Origin of the sequence: Rhodohalobacter sulfatireducens (assembly GCF_022012475.1) — a bacterium.
Classification (GTDB): domain Bacteria; phylum Bacteroidota; class Rhodothermia; order Balneolales; family Balneolaceae; genus Rhodohalobacter; species Rhodohalobacter sulfatireducens.
Genome location: NZ_JAKLWS010000002.1, coordinates 39,106 through 58,023, shown reverse-complemented (window position 1 = coordinate 58,023; position 18,918 = coordinate 39,106). Strand labels below are relative to the sequence as shown.

The 18,918-nt window shown below is 42.7% G+C and carries 16 protein-coding genes; 8 read left to right on the top strand and 8 right to left on the bottom strand.

What is annotated here, in order from left to right; genetic code table 11:
• Positions 1-31: 31 nt before the first annotated feature.
• On the top strand, positions 32-1,207 hold the full coding sequence (gene lysA / locus L6773_RS02485; protein ID WP_237852266.1) for a diaminopimelate decarboxylase: 1,176 nt from the start codon (positions 32-34) through the stop codon (positions 1,205-1,207).
• Positions 1,208-1,604: 397 nt separating this feature from the next.
• Here lysA and L6773_RS02480 read toward each other — a convergent pair whose 3' ends face one another.
• Both L6773_RS02480 and L6773_RS02475 read right to left on the bottom strand, forming a co-directional pair.
• Complete coding sequence (locus tag L6773_RS02480; protein WP_237852265.1) at positions 1,605-2,876, bottom strand: dipeptidase; 1,272 nt, start codon at positions 2,874-2,876, stop codon at positions 1,605-1,607.
• Positions 2,877-3,024: 148 nt separating this feature from the next.
• Positions 3,025-4,266, bottom strand: a complete 1,242-nt coding sequence (locus L6773_RS02475) for a sialidase/neuraminidase family protein (protein WP_237852264.1) — start codon at positions 4,264-4,266, stop codon at positions 3,025-3,027.
• Between the two features lie 180 nt (positions 4,267-4,446).
• Here L6773_RS02475 and L6773_RS02470 point away from each other — a divergent pair, with 180 nt between their 5' ends.
• Together L6773_RS02470 and L6773_RS02465 are read left to right on the top strand one after the other, a co-directional pair.
• On the top strand, positions 4,447-6,402 hold the full coding sequence (locus tag L6773_RS02470; RefSeq protein ID WP_237852263.1) for an ABC-F family ATP-binding cassette domain-containing protein: 1,956 nt from the start codon (positions 4,447-4,449) through the stop codon (positions 6,400-6,402).
• A 167-nt stretch (positions 6,403-6,569) separates the two neighbouring features.
• Positions 6,570-7,103, top strand: a complete 534-nt coding sequence (locus L6773_RS02465) for a DinB family protein (protein ID WP_237852262.1) — start codon at positions 6,570-6,572, stop codon at positions 7,101-7,103.
• Between the two features lie 367 nt (positions 7,104-7,470).
• Here the strand turns inward: L6773_RS02465 and L6773_RS02460 are convergent, their stop codons facing one another.
• From L6773_RS02460 to lepA, 5 genes are read right to left on the bottom strand one after another with little or no spacing between them, the layout of a single operon-like run.
• A complete protein-coding gene (locus L6773_RS02460; protein ID WP_237852261.1) occupies positions 7,471-8,052 on the bottom strand; it encodes a DNA-3-methyladenine glycosylase I in 582 nt (193 codons plus the stop codon).
• 20 nt (positions 8,053-8,072) lie between these two features.
• Positions 8,073-8,696: a hypothetical protein gene (locus tag L6773_RS02455; RefSeq protein ID WP_237852260.1), complete on the bottom strand. Its 624-nt coding sequence runs from the start codon at positions 8,694-8,696 to the stop codon at positions 8,073-8,075.
• A 24-nt stretch (positions 8,697-8,720) separates the two neighbouring features.
• On the bottom strand, positions 8,721-9,806 hold the full coding sequence (gene lepB / locus L6773_RS02450) for a signal peptidase I (protein ID WP_237852259.1): 1,086 nt from the start codon (positions 9,804-9,806) through the stop codon (positions 8,721-8,723).
• Positions 9,807-9,820: 14 nt separating this feature from the next.
• Positions 9,821-10,393, bottom strand: a complete 573-nt coding sequence (locus L6773_RS02445) for a hypothetical protein (protein WP_237852258.1) — start codon at positions 10,391-10,393, stop codon at positions 9,821-9,823.
• A gap of 18 nt (positions 10,394-10,411) precedes the next feature.
• Positions 10,412-12,211, bottom strand: a complete 1,800-nt coding sequence (gene lepA, locus L6773_RS02440) for a translation elongation factor 4 (protein WP_237852257.1) — start codon at positions 12,209-12,211, stop codon at positions 10,412-10,414.
• A gap of 376 nt (positions 12,212-12,587) precedes the next feature.
• Here lepA and L6773_RS02435 point away from each other — a divergent pair, with 376 nt between their 5' ends.
• Positions 12,588-13,634, top strand: a complete 1,047-nt coding sequence (locus L6773_RS02435; protein WP_237852256.1) for a sulfotransferase — start codon at positions 12,588-12,590, stop codon at positions 13,632-13,634.
• Between the two features lie 149 nt (positions 13,635-13,783).
• On the opposite strand, the gene L6773_RS02430 is transcribed toward L6773_RS02435, so the two are convergent.
• A complete protein-coding gene (locus tag L6773_RS02430; RefSeq protein ID WP_237852255.1) occupies positions 13,784-14,029 on the bottom strand; it encodes a thiamine-binding protein in 246 nt (81 codons plus the stop codon).
• 182 nt (positions 14,030-14,211) lie between these two features.
• Here L6773_RS02430 and L6773_RS02425 point away from each other — a divergent pair, with 182 nt between their 5' ends.
• The 4 genes from L6773_RS02425 to hisD all read left to right on the top strand — a co-directional run bounded on the left by L6773_RS02425 (position 14,212) and on the right by hisD (position 18,901).
• The gene (locus tag L6773_RS02425) at positions 14,212-15,420 is read left to right on the top strand and encodes a glucuronyl esterase domain-containing protein (RefSeq protein WP_237852254.1); all 1,209 of its coding nucleotides are present in this window, start codon (positions 14,212-14,214) and stop codon (positions 15,418-15,420) included.
• Between the two features lie 96 nt (positions 15,421-15,516).
• The gene (locus tag L6773_RS02420) at positions 15,517-16,329 is read left to right on the top strand and encodes a DUF4382 domain-containing protein (RefSeq protein WP_237852253.1); all 813 of its coding nucleotides are present in this window, start codon (positions 15,517-15,519) and stop codon (positions 16,327-16,329) included.
• 324 nt (positions 16,330-16,653) lie between these two features.
• A complete protein-coding gene (hisG, locus tag L6773_RS02415) occupies positions 16,654-17,532 on the top strand; it encodes an ATP phosphoribosyltransferase (protein ID WP_237852252.1) in 879 nt (292 codons plus the stop codon).
• Positions 17,533-17,608: 76 nt separating this feature from the next.
• Positions 17,609-18,901 carry a histidinol dehydrogenase gene (hisD, locus tag L6773_RS02410; protein ID WP_237852251.1) on the top strand — a complete coding sequence of 431 codons (1,293 nt, stop codon included), beginning with the start codon at positions 17,609-17,611 and terminating at the stop codon, positions 18,899-18,901.
• The last annotated feature ends 17 nt before the right edge of the window (positions 18,902-18,918 follow it).

Below are 18,918 nucleotides of genomic sequence, written 5' to 3'. Positions count from 1 at the left end.
TTCTTAGCATCCTGCTAAACAAATCAATCTGATGTTCAAAAAAAGCCAAATAGAAACGTTTAAATCGCTAAAAACGCCGTTTTACTTTTATGATATGGATCTGCTCGACAAAACGATTGAGCAAGTAAAACTACACGGCCAGTCAAAAGGATATCACATCCATTTTGCAATTAAAGCCAATTACAACTTCCGGATTTTAGAGAAAATGCTGGAGGCAGGGTTTGGAATTGACTGTGTTAGCGGTCCTGAAATTGAACGTTCGATTGAAGCCGGCTTCAGCCCCGACCAAATTGCATTTGCCGGTGTTGGTAAAACGGATGAGGAGATTCAGATTGGGCTGGATCATGATATCTTTTCATTCAATTGCGAATCGCTCCAGGAACTGGAAGTATTAAATGATTTAGCATCACAATCAGAAAAAGTGGCAAAAGTTGCGCTTCGCCTGAACCCGAATGTATCGGCAAAAACACATAAATATATCACCACCGGCCTTCACGAAAACAAATTTGGCATCCATCCTGATCGATTTTCTGATCTCTTCGAGCTATTACCAAAGCTGGCTGCAATCAAACTAACAGGCATCCATTTTCATATCGGCTCGCAAGTAACTGATCTAGAATCATATCGACAACTTTGTGAGCGGGTAAATGAGTTTCAAAATATTTTTGAAGGAAAAGGATATAATCTTCAGCATATCAATTTAGGAGGCGGTTTGGGTATCAATTACAAAAAACCTGAAGAAGAGGCGATGCCGAATTTCAAATCCTTTTTTGAGCTTTTTGATAATTACCTGGATGTAAAACCGGACCAGGAAGTTCACTTTGAACTTGGACGAAGTATTGTAGGTCAGTGTGGGAGTTTGATCTCAAAAGTGTTGTTTATTAAAGAAGGTGTCTCCACACATTTTGCAGTGATTGATGCAGGCATGACTGAGTTGATAAGGCCTGCCCTCTACCAGGCTGAGCATTCAATTAATATTCTCACGAGTGATAAAGAACCGATTACCTATGATGTTGTCGGTCCGATTTGTGAATCATCCGATACATTCAGACGCGGAATTTCACTACCGGAGGTTCAGCGCGGTGATCTTCTTGCTATTCGAAGCGCCGGGGCCTACGGTGAAGTGATGAGCAGCGGTTTCAACCTGAGGAAACAAGTGAAAGCTTATTACTCAGATGAGTTGGTGGAGAAAGCTGTTACGGATTAAATTTACACCGGGCAGCTTGCCTGGTACTATTCTTTACTTTATGCTGAAAATGTGATTTAGTCTTACCTCCTTTGAAACTCAGAATCCCCATCTGGCGCAAGTGTTCAGCGAAGCGTCACTTGTGCCCTTTTCATTAAAAAAAGGCACAAGTGACATCCTTGATTTACGGATTGTAGATAAATTTTTTCCAGAAAGACATGATCTAACATTATTCCAATTTATGCTTTGAAGTACCGGATTTAACACTTGCGCCAGTTTGGGAAAATGTGATTTAGTCTTACCTCTTTTGAAACTCAGAATCACGAAAAGAGAAAATTTTGTGCTAAGGTGTTTTCGTGGCTATTGTCAAAATTAACCAGGTGTAAACTTAAAATGCCGGGCAAGCTGCCGGTGTAAGTTATTCAAAATCTGAAATTAACACTTCCGAGGGCTCTCGCTCATTTTGTAATCTTTCAGCAGTTTCTTCAGCTCCTCTCATCACTCGGAGCATATTAAGCCCTGCGATTTTTCTTAAGTCTTCTTCCGAATATCCTCTCTTGAGTAATTCGGCAAATAGATCAGGGTAGGTGGATACATCTTCGAGACCTTCAGGAAGAATGGATGTGCCATCGTAATCGCCACCGATTCCAATGTAATCGACACCCATTTCATCCCGAAGATGATCGATATGATCGGCAAGTTGATTCAACGTTGAAGTTGGGGCTTCATGCTCTTCTCTCCACTCCTCCATCTTTTCGGCAATCAGATCCACCTCTCCCTGGTACAGGTATTCCAATCTTCGTTCATATGCTTCACGATCTGCAATATACTGCCTCAGCTCTTCGGATACGTATGACCCGACATATGTGACCATAATAATTCCGCCGTTTTCTTTCACGAGTGGCAGAATTTCATCCGGTACATTTCGTACGTGACCGCAAACCGCCCGTGCCGAAGAGTGAGAAAACATCACCGGGGCTTCCGAAATTTCAATGGCATCGCGCATGGTTGTCTTTGCTACATGAGACAGATCAACCAACATTCCCAACCGGTTCATTTCCCGAATGACTTCTTCTCCAAACTCACTCAATCCGTCGTGTTCGGGGGCATCCGTAGATGCATCAGCCCAATCGAGAGTCCGGCTGTGAGTAATAGTCATATACCGTGCTCCCAAATCGTAAAACTGTCTCAACACACCCAAAGAATTTGCAATAGAATGTCCGCCTTCCATTCCCACTAAAGAAGCAATTTTCCCATTTTCAAAAATTCGTTCAACATCATCCGCGGTATAGGCCATTTCAAATACTTCCGGGTACTTCTTTGCCATTCTCTTTACAAAATCGATCTGCTCCATTGTTTGAACCACCGCTTCGTTTTCCGGGATATTGGCACTCACAAAAACCGACCACCACTGGACTCCAACCCTCCCCTCTTTTAGCCTCGGAATATCGGTTTGCATAGGATTCTCGAGCTGAGTGGTATCATAAAAATCGAGTTCCGAAAATTTATACCCGACCCTGTACCTGTACTGGTACGGGGCATCATTATGACCATCAAAAAGAGGTACGCTTTCCAGGATCTCTATCGCCTCATCACGGTATTCCTCCCTGTCCTGAGAGTAGACTGAACCGGTAATAAAAATTGCAGAGATGAGAAGACTAAAACTGATTTTTTTAAACAATGAGTACATGTTGGATCTGCTTTGTGATGTATTGATAAAATTTTTTGAACGCGTTTAGCATCTAGTCTGTGCCTGATGTTGATCACTAGTGGATATCAGGTGATTGACAATTCAATACACAACCTCAGACAAATGCTGATCTTTAAAAAGGCTTAATCTATTGATTTAAATCAACTTTTGCAGTTCGGACTCTGAGGATTGGTTCGGTTTGAGTCCATGCAAAAATGAGAGAATTGTCGATCAGTGCAATTTTTGGGAAACCGCTGTTTCGTGATGAGTCTGTGATACCCACTGTTTGAGGGTTGGACAAAGAATCGGCAGATACCACTTCACGCATCATTACATATCCCATTCCTTCTGATTCCTGCATCCAGCTTACATATGTACGGCCATCGTCTGATATCGTCAGATCGGTTCGGCCCAAAACCCTGTAGGTTGTTTCATTTATCCGGATCGGATCCCCAAACGTCTGGCCTCCATCCGAAGACTTCGCGAATAAAACCCGTGGATTGTCATTTTCAGCAGTATACCAGGCCACTGCCACCTCATTCCCATTGGCTGCCACAGCCGGACCGTTCACAGGACATGCCATAATCTGCCAGTTATCGTCATGAACAGTTACCGGTTGGCTCCAGCTTCCTTCTTCCGGGTCGTAGTGTGCAATTTTTATATCTCTGACTTCATCCGCAGTTCGTCCCCGGTAAACGGCAACATATCCATCCTCCGTTTTAGTCAGATCCGTAGAACAGCAATCACAAACCGTTGAGTCAATAATTTGTCTGTTTGTGATTTCTCCGGAAGCAGATATCTCAGCCGAGCGAAACGTCATCGATTGACTGGTGTCGGCATATTCATCATCGGCACGTCCTGCCGTTTCTCTTCCATCAAGCCAGACGGCTAAAACCTTTTCGCTGTTGATAGGCTCCATCGAAACAAATCCATGTTCCGTTGCGGTTGTATCCTGGTGAACAGTAATCGGATCAATCCAGCTACCGCTGTTGGCCGAATCAAAAAAAGATACTTCCACATTGTAAGCATAGGGACCTCCCTCAACCTTCCTGAGGCGATGGGCGGCAAGTTCAGTTCCATCGATTCCGACTACTGATGGAAAATCAGCCCAGTTCACAAAAAAATTCATGTCAACCTTCACGGTTTTAGGTTGCGTCCACCGACCGTTCACATAAGCAGAGTATTGAAGGGCATGAATCTCCTCTTCAATTTTTGACACCCAGCTCATATACAATTGTCCGGTATCGTCTTCATAAAAATTGGGGTATCGCGAACCTTCCAGCGTCGGATTATTCATCACATATTCCATAAGCGGACGCTGCAGGGGTTGTTCCTCGCATGAGATTGCAAAAACAACAACAAAAAGAGATAGAATGGCTTTTTTATACATCAACAAATCTGCATTTTAACTTATCAGAAACATCATCGAAGATTGAAAATACTCCACTCCCGCCGGATATGCTAACTTTGTTCGGATAAATACAACGAAAAGAAATTCATTTTATCTATTTCCCTTCCGATTTGATTGTTATTTTTACGCCCATTGTGCTTTGAACATTTTATTAACTAAATGCTACAACTCGATAACTTATCACTGCATTTCGGCGAGCGTACTCTGTTTGAGGATCTTTCCGTCACGATCAATAAGGGCGAGCGTATAGGTCTTGTTGGGCCGAATGGTGCCGGAAAATCCACGCTTTTGAAAATTATAGCGGGCGAACAGAAAGCCGATGACGGTTATGTAAAAATGGGTAATGCCGATACTGTGGGATACCTGCCCCAGGATGGCGTTGAACCCGATCCGAACCTTACAGTTTTTAAAGAAGTTGAACAGGTTTTTGAAGAGATTTTATCACTTAAAGACAGGCAGATCGAGTTACAGCAAAAAATGAGTACTCTTTCGGCCGATTCGGATGACCACGAGAAAGCTCTCGAAGAGTTCGGATCTATTCAGCATCAACTTGAAAATGCAGACGCCTATTCTCTGGGTGCCGATATCAAGCGGGTACTGAAAGGACTTGGTTTTCACGAAGAAGATTTTACACGTCCCACTACCGAGTTCAGCGGTGGATGGCTGATGAGAATCGCCCTGGCAAAACTGCTTCTAAAACAACCCTCATATCTACTGTTAGATGAGCCGACAAATCATCTTGATATTGAATCACTCCGATGGATTGAGAATTTTCTGAAGAACTATGAAGGAGCCGTAATTCTAGTTTCACACGATAAAGCTTTTTTGAATAGTGTTACGAATCGAACACTGGCGTTTCAGCACGGAGGACTCAAGGATTATGCCGGCAACTACTCATTTTATCAAAAAAAGTATGAAGAAGAACTCGAGTTGCTGAAAAAAAGGTATGAAAATCAGCAGAAAGAGATCAAACAAACACAAGAGTTTATTGACCGATTTCGGTATAAAGCCTCCAAAGCGAAACAAGTTCAGAGCCGAATCAAACAGCTTGAAAAGATGGAGAAGATTGAACTGGAAGATGAACAGTCTGAAATCGCATTCCAGTTTCCGGCTCCGGAACGGGCCGGTCAGGTGGTCATACAGCTTAGGGATCTCGTAAAAAAATATGGAGACAATACCGTATTCGATGGCATTGATTATGAAGTAGAGCGCGGGGATAAGATTGCAGTTGTGGGCCCAAATGGTGCCGGAAAATCAACACTTATTCGAATCCTTGCCGGACTTGAACCGGTCACATCAGGGAAGCGGGAACTCGGCTACAATGTTACACCGGGATATTTCGCCCAGCACCAAGCCGAAGAATTAAATCCCAAAAATACGGCTCTTGATGAGATGAAGCTGGCCGGATCGAGAGAATCAGAAACCCGACTGCGGACTATTTTAGGTTGCTTTCTTTTTGAAGGAGATGATGTATTTAAAAAAGTGAGGGTGTTGTCCGGCGGGGAGAAAAGCAGGCTTGCTCTGGCAAAAATGCTGTTGAACTCCGGAAACTTCCTGATCTTTGATGAGCCGACCAACCACCTGGATATGCGCTCAAAAAATATCCTGCAACAGGCGTTAGATCAGTTTGAAGGCACACTGATGATCGTTTCCCACGACCGTGACTTCCTCGATCCCATCGTAAATAAAACACTTGAGATACAGCCGGGGCATATTAAAACCTGGCTTGGAAACATCAGCTATTATCTCGACAAAAAAGCATTTGATGACTCGGTTGATTTAGAGCAAGACAATGATTCAGGAGAATCGAAAAAGCTCAGCAGAAAAGAGGAGCGGCGAATTGAAGCTCAAAAACGGCAGGCCCTTTCTAAAAAACTCAACCCACTCAAAAAACGACTCGGTAAAATTGAGAATGAAGTGGAAACCAAAGAAGTGAGGAAAGATGAGATAGAGGAGATGATGGCTAAACCCGATTTCTACGATAATTCAGACGAAGTAAAAGAGATCTCACTGGAATATGAGTTGATCAAAACAGAGCTGGCAGAACTGATGCACAAATGGGAGGAGGTTGCCGGGAGAATTGAATTTGTTGAGAATGAATATGAGGAGCAGTAGGCAGTAGGCAGTAGGCAGTAGGCAGTAGGCAGTAGGCAGTAGGCAAATTTTAAAGTTTTTTGTAATCTGACAGATGAATTTCAAAAAATAGATCCCTCGTCCTTACCTTTATTTCGATAGAGATTATATTTTAAGTGTCACCTTAACTCAAAACCAATCAGGTATTTATGAAATATTTTGCAAGGTTAGTTCTATCATTATTTTTGATTTTGGCATTCTCTGCGCAAACGATACAGGCTCAGGATTCGAATCAGTTCAAAAATCAGTTTCTCCAGCATTTCGATCGGGCGTCTCGTGTTCTTGCCTTAGCCGAAGCGATGCCGGCCGATCTCTATTCGTGGCGTCCCGGGGAGGGTGTCTTTTCCGTGGAGGAGGTTTTCAGCCACATCGCTCGCTACAACTACTATTACCTGGAAGAATCACTTGGAATCCCGGCACCGGAAGATGTGGATGTTGAGAATATGGAGTCGATTACCGGCAAAGAGGAAGTTGTGGACATACTTAATCACTCAATTGAGCATGTTCAAGAACATATTGGAGAGATGCCGGATTCAAAAATTCAGGCTGAAACTGAGATGTACGGTAGAACAGTAAACGGACAGGCAGTTCTGATGCAGCTCGTTACACACAAAAGCGAGCATGTAGGCCAGGCAATTGCTTATGCCAGGGTAAACGGAATTACACCTCCATGGAGTGAATAGTTTTGTGATAGCCGTCTGAACGCTCCCTACGACGCCAATGCTTTGAAGGACAAGCCAAGTGGTCTGCCGGCTAGCGATCATTTATCACCGATGCTGTGCCCCAAATCATGTTCGGGATTAATTTGATCCGGGAGCCATCGGCATTGGGTGCAGTAGACGATCTAAATTCGGGATTTCACATAGCAGCATCACCGTTTTTGCATGACGCGTTTACTGATTGACTACAATTTAGTTTTTGGATTGAGAAAAGTAACCAGGCAATTGTTGAATTTGTAGGCCTGATTAATGAATTCTTAACCACCCCCGGCCCCTCCTTTCAAAGGAGGGGAAACTCTTTTTACAAATTATAATCTTGCCTTAATGTTAATTAGAAAAATCCTAAAAGTTCTTTGAACCGGAAGCAATCCACTGTATGGTCGTTTACCAGTCCGCAGGCCTGCATGTGAGCGTACATGATGGTGCTTCCCGTGAATTTAAAACCGCGCTTTTTTAGATCTTTACTGAGGGCGTCGGATTCTTTGGTTGTGGCCGGAACATCCTCCAAACTTTTCCAATAATTGACGATTGGTTCACCGTCAACAAACTGCCAGATGTACGGGTCGAAACTGCCGAACTCGTTCTGTATTTCAAGAAATTTTTGAGCATTGGTTACGGCTGACCGAACTTTCAGCTTGTTTCGAATGATCCCCTCAAACTGAAGCAGTGTCTGGATCTTCTCTTCATCAAATTTGGCAACTTTTTCGGGATCAAAATTAGCGAAGGATTGCCGATAGCCCTCTCTCCTTTTTAGAATGGTTGACCAGCTTAACCCCGCCTGTGCTCCCTCCAAAATCAAAAATTCGAAATGCGTTTGGTCATCATGAACCGGCACGCCCCACTCTTCATCGTGGTATCTGATGTAATCGTCAAACTGGCCTTCAGCCCATTTGCAGCGGATTTTCTCGTTCATCTGTTTACTGTTTAAAAGTTTTAAGATTTACGGTTTATGGCATCCCAGACCGGTACATCCAAGAAATTTGAAAGCTGATCAGCGTTTTTTCGGATACGAGACAAAGTACCGTGGTCAACTACGTTAAGGCGATTCCCATTCTCAAGCACAAGATTCATCTCAAAACTGTAATACGAAGAACTTCCACTTGAACCCCCGCTTTGAATTCGTTCCTGTATCAGTTGAATGGCATGGATATTATCAATTCTACACTGAGTGGCAGATACTTTTTTATCCTTATCCGGTTTCTTTTGATCTTTCCAGAAATAACCTTCATCAAGATCAAAAACAGGGGGGTTCCCAATATCAAAAAACTTATAAATCCCATTGAGAATTAAAATAATCCCAAGACCTACACCTCCATAAAACAACAAGGAACCGGAAGGCTCCATTGAAAATTTAATGATAGCTGCACTTCCCAAAATTATGAAGACAACAGCAGCTATATACAGCTTAGGACTAGCTTTAAATTCGACGCGCCTTGATGAAATTTTGCTGAATTTAAAATCTGTTGTATTCGTCCCACCCGGCTTGAGGGGACTCCATTGAGTATTTAGAGCAATTTCATCATTTAATGACTCGGCAGTAAACGGTTCATCACTCACAGCTTTAAAAAAATTATTTGAAAATTATGAATGAATCAGATCAAAAATTCTGTTAAATCGCGGAAGCCAGTTTTCGCCATCCCATGAAAAATAGATAATTCCGGCCTTACCAATCACGTGATCTTGCGGGACGAATCCCCAATAGCGGCTGTCTTCACTATCGTCACGGTTGTCTCCCATCATAAAGTAATAATCCTGCTGAAAGGTGTAGCTATTTGTTTCTACACCGTTGATGATAAACTGGTCTCCGTTTCGCTCCACCAAATTTCGTTCATACCTTAGAAGTACATCTTCGTAGACATGCCAGTTCTCCGGTGTGAGCTCAACCTCCATTCCCTCCGCGGGAACGGTAAACGCTTTCATATTATCGTGGTTGGCAAATCCATCGGAGAAGTTGAAGCCGCGTCGGCTGAATCCGTCGTAATCATCGGGTAGTACAAATTTATTTACGTTTTCAACTTCCGGCCATTCACTCAATTCTTCAGCAGTTTGCTCCGTCATATTTATGATATGAAACCCGTTTCCACTCTGAACAAGTTCAGCTCCGGCTTCACGCACTTTCGATGGACTCAATCGGATTCGATCCCGGATATCCACCCGGTAATTGTACATGTATGTATCAAACGTTTCAGCTTCTTCGCCATTTACGTAAAGCACTTTTTCGTCAATTCGTAACTCGTCACCCGGCATACCAACAGCCCTTTTTATATAGTTGGTTTTTACGGAGATCGGGGCTACGTCAATCGGGTAATTGAAAACAACAATATCATTTCGTTTGATATCGGAGTAGCCGGGAATTCGCACCCAAGGCAGATTTACACCGGGCATGTAGATATCAGTAAATGGAACGGAGAGCGTCATAGGTGTCCGGGGACCGTAAGCCAGTTTTGTGACGATCAGGAAATCACCCGTGAGCAGGGTTTTCTCCATACTCGGTGTGGGAATTCGGTAGGCTCCAAAGAAGAATGTACGCAAAATGATTGCGGCAATACCGGCCCAAATCAACGCATCCAGCCACTCTTTTGCCCAATGTTTTGCTTTCGTTTCCTCAGATTTTCTCCGTTCCGATCTGGCTGACCGTTTCCCCGAAGAGCTTTTATCGTTTTTCAATGTCTAAAAATTAGTTAGTTAAATGTTGGACGGTCGATCATATCCCGTTGGAATTCACCGTCTTTGTATTGTACAAGATACCACTGCTGTCGTTCAGGAGAGTAGAAATAATCATCGAACTCCTGTGGGTCGCCCTCATCACTCATCAGCATCCTGGTTAACGTTCGTTTTACCTGGGGCATCATATCTATAAACCGGCTGGCTCCAACATACACAAGGCCATTTTCAAACGGCCCGTCGAGGTCCAAAATCATCAGTGGCATTTGACCGTCAATCACAAACCAGTACTCAAACTGAATTGCTTTTCCGGGACGGAAGTTTTGCTCGTTAATAAGATCCCCGATGGTCTGTGTAGGTTCACCAAAAACGGCCTGCAGGCGCGAACGAAGTTCAATTGTTGGAATTCGATCGATTGTGGTAGGATTATACAACCCCTGGCCGGTCCATTTTATATCCCCGAATCTGCTTTCGAACTGGGCTCTTTCAGAGGATTCAACTTTTTCAATTTCCGGCTCTTCAAACTGAGCATATGCAATTGAGACGGTACTCAATGCAATGAGTACAAATAATAATAATTTTCGTTTCATACTGTTTGTAAATGATTTCTAATCTTCTTCATCCATCGAAAGTACGGCTAAAAACGCTTCCTGTGGGATTTCTACAGAACCCACCTGTTTCATCCGCTTTTTACCTTCTTTCTGTTTTTCAATCAATTTCCGTTTTCGTGAGATATCGCCGCCGTAACATTTTGCTGTTACATCTTTTTTGAGTGCTCGAATGGTATCGCGGGCAATAACCCGGGATCCTATAGCTGCCTGTACGGCTACTTCAAACTGTTGTCGCGGAATAAGTTCCTTCAGCTTTCCACAGATTTTGCGTCCCAGGTAATAGGCTTTGTCTCTGTGAGTAATGCTGGACAACGCATCTACCTGGTCGCCATTTAACAGGATATCTAAACGAACCAAATCACCTTTTCGGTATTCCAGAAATTCGTAATCGAGCGATGCATATCCGCGTGTTCCGCTCTTCAGCCGATCATAAAAATCGAAAACAACTTCTGCCATCGGCAATTCGTACGTTATCTCAACGCGGTTGTTCTGCATAAAGTGTTGATTCACATATTTTCCGCGCCGTTCCTCGCAAAGAGTCATAATCGGGCCAATATAATCCGCCGGCGTGAGAATACTTGCTTTTATATAAGGTTCCCACACGTCTGCAATTTTACCAACTTCCGGCATCTCGCTTGGATTATCAACTTTGATTCGCTCACCATCCTCAAGATCAATCTCATACCGAACATTGGGTACGGTTGTGATGATGTCCATGTCGAACTCGCGGTCCAACCGCTCTTGGATAATTTCCATATGAAGCAATCCAAGAAATCCGGCACGAAATCCAAACCCAAGTGCTTTGGAAGTTTCGGGTTGATAGGAAAGTGATGCATCATTCAATTGCAGTTTTTCGAGAGCTCCTCGCAGATCTTCAAAATCTTCGGAATTGGTCGGAAAGATCCCGCTGAATACCATCGGCTTCACTTCTTTATAACCGGGAATAGGTGTATCCGCTTTATTCTTTGTACTCGTAATTGTATCACCCACTTTTGCATCCTGCAGGGATTTCACGCTGCCGATAACGTAACCTACTTCACCCGCTTCAAGCTGATCGGTTTTTTCTTTCTTCAATTTCAGATAACCGATCTCTTCCGCATCATACTCCTTTTTAGTGGCCATAAAAGTGATGCCGTCTCCTTTCTTGAGAACACCTTCCATCACGCGAACATAGCAGATCGACCCGCGATAGGAATTAAAAATTGAATCAAAAATGAGGGCTTTAAGTGGCTTGTCTACTTCTTGCTTGGGACTTGGAATTCGTTCAACAATTGCTTCCAGCAAATCCTCAACTCCCTCGCCGGTCTTACCGGATACTTGCAGAATTTCCTCTTTTGTACCTCCGATCAGATCAACAATCTGCTGTCCAACGCCGTCGGGATCGGCCCCGGGAAGATCAATTTTATTGAGCACGGGAATGATCTCCAGTTCCTGGTCAATCGCCTGGTAAAGATTCGAAATAGTTTGAGCTTCAATCCCCTGTGCGGCATCCACTACCAGCAGTGCTCCTTCGCAAGCTTTGAGTGCCCGAGACACCTCATAAGAAAAGTCAACGTGACCCGGCGTATCGATCAGGTTAAAAGTTACAACTTCTCCATTCGGCCGGTTGTAATCCATCCGGATCGCATGGCTCTTAATGGTGATTCCACGCTCGCGCTCCAAGTCCATATCATCCAGGACCTGTTCCTGCATTTCTCGTTCGCTGATGGTGCCTGTGCGCTCAAGCAAACGGTCGGCGAGTGTAGACTTGCCATGATCGATGTGCGCAATAATGCAAAAGTTCCGAATATTCTTCATTCAAATAGGAGACAGACTAAAATTATTCAAGCCCTAAATATACAAATTCGAAACGGTCATTACAGCGAAATGTTATTTGTTTTCGCTTTAGAAAAAGCTATAAGTGAATCTCAATAAATAAATGTGCAATTATTTTTTGGACCAAAGGCCGTATCTATCACAACGACAACAGCTAACAATTAGAGTGATTAATACTAAAGAAGCATCTTAATCCCAGAGCCTACCAAATTATCCTTAAATGCTTAAATTTGATCTATAATTTCTACTTACAGGTATAAAATGTCAGGAATTTAAACTGTTGGCTAGCAGGAAATAATTCTTAATTTCTCTGAGCACACGCCTAATTTGTAACCGTATTCACTAACCTTAGAAATATATGAAGAAACGAATATTTGTCGGTGGTACAGGGCGTAGTGGAACCAGGATTTTATCTTTATTAATAGGGAGTCATAATACGATTTCAAAAATACCATTTGAGAGTAGGTTCATCATTGATAATCATGGTTTAGTAAATCTCTATTCATCACTGACAGAAAACTATAGTTATGACCAGGGAAGAATTGCTATTAGAAATTTTGAGGAGATGATGACAAAAACTATATGTGAAAAGAATCAATCTCCCTATTTAGGTCATCCTCTTTATAAGTATAAAGATGAAGTTATAGCGGCAACAAAACATCTTATTTCAAACATATCGGAAGGAGCTTTTAACGGGACAGATTGCCACAGTATAGATAAGTCTATAACGACTCCATTTCTCAGAGATAAACTAGATTCTTTGAACTACTTTATTTCGGGAACAACGCGTCGTGTGTTTAAAAAAAGATATCAATTAAGCCAGTTAGGATACAAAGGTATTCTGCCCATAGAAAATATTTACATTCCCAAATATTTTCCTGACGATGACGAACTTAAAACGATATTGCGAAACTATACAGACAGTATATTTGGTAGCATATTAGGAGATGAAACAATGTCCTGGTGCGAAGATACTCCCGCAAACATCTACAATATGAACTTTCTTAGTAAGATTTTTGAGGATGCATATTTTGTGCATGTTATGCGTCATCCGGCGGGTGTTGCCAATTCAATGCTTAAGGTACCTTGGGCACCTTATACTTTAAAACAAGTGTGCGACCTGCTCGAGAACTTATATGAAAGAAGCATTTTCTCTCATAAATTAGCCGGCAGAAATTCTCATATACAATATAAATTTGTGAAACTAGAGGACCTTTCAGATTGGAATGAAGTTAAATTATTATCCGATTGGCTGGGAATTAATCCCGATAAATTTTCTCGTGATGTGCGTATATCATCAGAAAAAATGAATTATTTTACGGAGGAGATGTCAGATGAGAACCTCGAATATATCCAGAACAGACTTCAAAAGTATATCGATTATTTTGGGTATCCCTTTTTTTGAAGTTTTTTCTGAAAGTCCTTAACTCCGTTTAATAAGGCGGGAAAAAGCTGCTTATACCTGTCCAATACAGTTCGTTATTTCCCTTTCGATATTAGCTGTTCAATAGGCTCACCGAAGGGGCATTCACCTGTAATCATTTTAAAAAAGAATTAGTCTTCCGTAGGACTTAAAAGCTCCACATGAAATCGAAAGGCGTCATCCTCAAGTATCATAGTATCATAGATCTCCCTAATCAGGTCGAACACTACATCTGTATCTCCCTTTACGCTTGTGGACAGATAATTTATATCGACCTCCACATCGTGTTGAGCTACAAATTCAATCAAGTCTTGAACTTTTTCTTTTGGATGATCGGTGTAGAGCGGGATGTAGGTTAATTGTGCTACTGTTTTCATTTGTCAATTAATTATTCTGGTTGATCCTTAGTATGGTTGAAAATACTGGCTTCGCAAAACAATACACAACTTTTCATAGCCTTTTTAAAAACTTGCAGTTCATATATTGAGTGTTAAATTGAATAAACTGAAAACAGCTCGAAAAGTACCATAACTTTTAACCAAAAATTGATCAATCAGACATGAAAATCGCCGTCTTATCGCTTTTTATTTTATTTCTTTTTTCTCATCAAATAAATGCCCAGGAAGAGGCCCATTATGATGAATCCAAAGTTCCGGATTATGAACTGCCCAATATCCTTGAGACATCTGAGGGTGATCCGGTATCAACATTCAATGAGTGGCGATATGAGAGGCGGCCTGAAATTGTGGGCATTTTCGCTGAGCAGGTGTATGGTCAAATGCCACAGCATTTCGATTCTATCGAATTTATTGTTGTCAGTGAAAACGGATCAGCCTTAAATGGTACAGCCACAGCCAAAGAGATAGATATTACCATCACCCGAAATGGAAATTCTCTCCCAATTCGGCTTAATCTTTTGATTCCAAATGATGCCGAAAAACCTGTTCCGGTTACCCTATTAATGAATCATCGCGGACCTGAGTATATGGATATCACACTCGAATCAAAAGAAGATTTCTGGCCGGCTGAGACAATTCTTCAACGCGGATATGCAGCTGCCGTTTACAGTGTTGGAGATGTTGCCGATGATGATCCCGATACGTATACAGAAGATATCCTCGAAACGCTCTATCCTGAACAAATTGGACAAGATGATGGAATGATGGCACTCTCTGCCTGGGGTTGGGGTGCGATGCGAATCATGGATTATTTTGAAACGGATGATGATATTGATCAACAAAAATCGATGTTGGTCGGGCACTCCAGGGGAGGAAAATCAGCGCTTTGGACCGGAGCAAATGACGAGCGTTGGGGTATCATCGTTGCTAATGAGTCCGGGGCAGTTGGGGCGGCTCTTTCAAAGCGAAAATTTGGGGAGACAGTTGAAATCATCAATAACGGATTTCCATACTGGTTCACACCTAATTTTGAAGCGTTTAATCAGAATGAATCGGAAATGCCGTTTGATCAGCATATGCTTCTCGCTACAATTGCACCGCGAGGTGTCTACATCACTGCGGCTGAGGATGATGAGTGGGCCGATCCAAAAGGAATGTACGAATCCTTACTCCATGCATCAGAGGTTTATGAGAGTATCTATGGGATATCCATTCCGTTAAGTGTTCGAATGCCTGCCATCAACAATCCTACTGACAATTCCTATGCTGCATACCACATTCGGGATGGCGAACATGACCTGAAAATCTATGATTGGGTTCAGTTTCTGAATTTTGCAGATCGGCATTTTCATATCAACAAAACTAAATAGGCAGCAAATACTCATATTAAAACTGATCGTGGAACATTGTAGTGGTTCATCCATTTAATTAAACAGATGAATCAAATAATTAAATCTGAAAAATTTATGTTTTCACGAATTGCTACAACACTACTTGCAGTTTTATTTCTGCTCAGCTCCTGCGATGTTTCTGATGATGGAAGTTCAAATACCGCCACCGGAACACTCCAGGTATACCTGACCGATGCCCCCGCAAACTATGAAGCTGTCTGGATTGACATCCAAGAGGTGCGAATTCACGTTAATGAAGAGGAGGATATTGATGAAGATGACGAAGGTTGGATTACCATCAGTGATGACCCAATGAAAGTTAACTTACTGGAGTTAACGAACGGCGAACTTGAAGCACTTGGAGAGACGGAGCTTGAAGAAGGAATGTACAGCCAGGTCAGGCTCATTCTGGGAGACGATAATGAGCTCGTCAAAAATGGTATAACTCATACCCTTGATACTCCCAGTGCTCAACAATCTGGTTTAAAATTGAATGTAAATGCAGAGATTGAGGGAGGACAGATTTATACACTGCTGCTTGATTTTGATGCCTCTCGTTCCATTGTGGAAGCCGGAAATTCAGGGAAGTACCTGCTCAAACCGGTTATACGAGCTGTTTCATTTGCAGAAACCGGTGCCATTGAAGGTGATATCGAACCGGCTGAATCTCTTCCATGGGTCTATGCCATTGCAGGAGTCGATACCGTAGCAGGTACACGCGCAAATGCCGAGGGTGAGTTCAGACTCATTGGCTTGTTGTCAGGCTCATACCAGGTTGCGATCGATTCCCCAGACGACGAATATTCTGATGAAAATATTAATAACGTAGACGTTACCGCTCCGGATACAACCAACCTTGGATTGATCACTCTAGAAGAAGTGGAGTAGATCAAGAAATTTATTTTTAGTTAATAAGCAGAGTATCATAGAAACAGAATACTGTTTAGAGTTGATACTCTGCTTTTTTTATCTCATTTCTGATTATTCATTTTCAAACAGTCAGCTTATTCTGTATTGAATTGGAATTCTATTCACGAAATGCATAATTTCATGTTGTGCTGACAAAAACATTACATACCACTTACCATTTCGGCCACCATCATCATGGTAGCCAAGAGCATGCTGTGCATTAAATTTTCTCTTCTTCGCATCGCAATCTTTTTTACCCTTTTAAATTTTAATTTTATTCAGTTTATATACCATATTTAATCTATGAGAACTCTCGATTCTACTACATCACTACGAATTGCCGTTCAAAAAAGCGGACGGCTCACCGATAAAACTTTAAACCTATTAGAGGGCATTGGACTTAAGTTTGATGATTACAAACGAAGCCTGCTTGTAAAATGCCTCAACTTTGATGTGGAACTTCTCCTCATTCGCGACGATGACATCCCGGAATATGTGCAAGACGGTGTCTGCGATCTCGGATTTGTCGGGGCGAATGTTGTTGAGGAAGACCAGATGGACGTAGAGATTCTTCGCGGCCTGAACTACGGCGTTTGCCGGTTGTCACTTGCAGTACCTAAGGATGGCGACATCAAAAAACCGGAAGATTTTGCCGGGAAGAAAATTGCAACCAGTTATCCCGGAATCACGAAAAGATATTTTGAAAAGAAAGGAATTGATGTAAAAGTGATTACCCTTTCCGGATCCGTTGAGATTGCACCGCGGCTTGAAATTGCCGATGCAATCTGTGACCTGGTCTCGACCGGGAACACGCTGAAAGCTAACGGACTGGATGAACTGATCAATATTTTTGATTCGGAAACCCAGTTGATCAAAACCAACAAGCCGCTTTCTGAAGGCAAACAACAGTTGATTGAAAAGATTCTTCAACGAATTGAAGGATATCAAAAAGCGGGCAAAAGCCGGTATATTATGATGAATGCGCCACAAGAATCTGTCGAACGGATCAAAGAAATTATTCCATCTTTAAAAAGCCCTACGGTGATGCCGCTGGCCGATAATGGAATGGTAGCCATCCACACGGTTGTTCCATTGTCCACCTTTTGGGATGTGATGGAACGCCTGAAAGAAGCCGGAGCCACCGGAATTGTAATGCTGCCCATTGAAAGTATGATCGCATGATAAGTAGTAAGTATGAAGTATTGAGTATCAAGATTTTTACTCAGTACTTGCTACTCGATACTCAATACTAATCACCATGAAAACATATACCTACAACCAACTTTCTGATTCTGAAATAGAATCCCTTTGCCGGCGACCGAAAATGGATTTCGGGTCTGTTTTTGGACAGGTGCAACCGATTTTAGATGACATTGAATCCAACGGTGATCAGGCGATTCGGGAATTTACCCAAAAGTTTGACGGTGTCGATCCTGATCCGTTAGTGGTTGATCCGAATGATATTCTAATCAATTTGTCTGATGAGATCATTTCTGCACTCGACCGGGCGATGCATAATATCTCGAAGTTCCATCAACGACAGATTTCGGATGATATCGAGGTGGAGACCCAAACCGGAGTTGATTGCCGGCGTGTGTCAAAACCGATTGAAAAGGTAGGAGTTTATGTTCCGGGCGGAACGGCTCCACTACCCTCCACAGCGATGATGCTCTGTATTCCGGCAATGATTGCCGGCTGCAAGACCATCGTGCTTGCAACTCCTCCCGGTAAAGATGGGGCGATACCTGAATCTGTTGCATATGTGGCTCAAAAAACCGGGGTCTCAAAAATTGTGAAAGCCGGTGGTGCCCAGGCAATCGCAGGAATGGCACTCGGAACAGAGTCGATCCCAAAAGTGGACAAAATTTTCGGCCCCGGGAACCAGTATGTCACTGCCGCTAAAATGATGCTGCAAAACAGCGAAGCGATGATTTCGATCGATATGCCGGCGGGTCCCTCAGAAGTATTGGTCATTGCCGATGAAACCGCCGATCCGGAGTTTGTTGCGATTGACCTGCTTTCTCAAGCCGAACACGGAGCTGACAGCCAAGCAATTTTGGTCGCAACCAAAGAGACAGACATCCCAGCTATATCTGAAGCACTTGAAAAACAGTTAGCGAATCTACCTCGAAAGGAGTTTGCTTCTAAAGCTATTGAAAACAGTTTTATTGTAGTGGTGGATCATTCAAGGAAAGCAATACAGTTTTCAAACCGATATGCACCGGAGCATTTAATTATAAATACAAAAGATGCGGATTACCTGGCTGATAAAGTTACAAATGCCGGCTCCGTATTTATCGGGCCGTGGACCCCGGAAAGTATGGGAGACTACGCCTCCGGTACGAATCACACGCTTCCTACATATGGATATGCACGAATGTACAGCGGTGTTTCTCTCAGCAGTTTTCAGAAGTTTATCACGATGCAGAAAATCTCCGAAAAGGGATTGAAAGATTTGGGGCCAACTGTTGAAACCTTAGCAAAACTGGAAGGCCTGGATGCACATAAACAAGCTGTGAGTTTGAGGTTGAAGAAGTTGTCTGAGAAGTAGAAAAGAAGTCCCCTCTC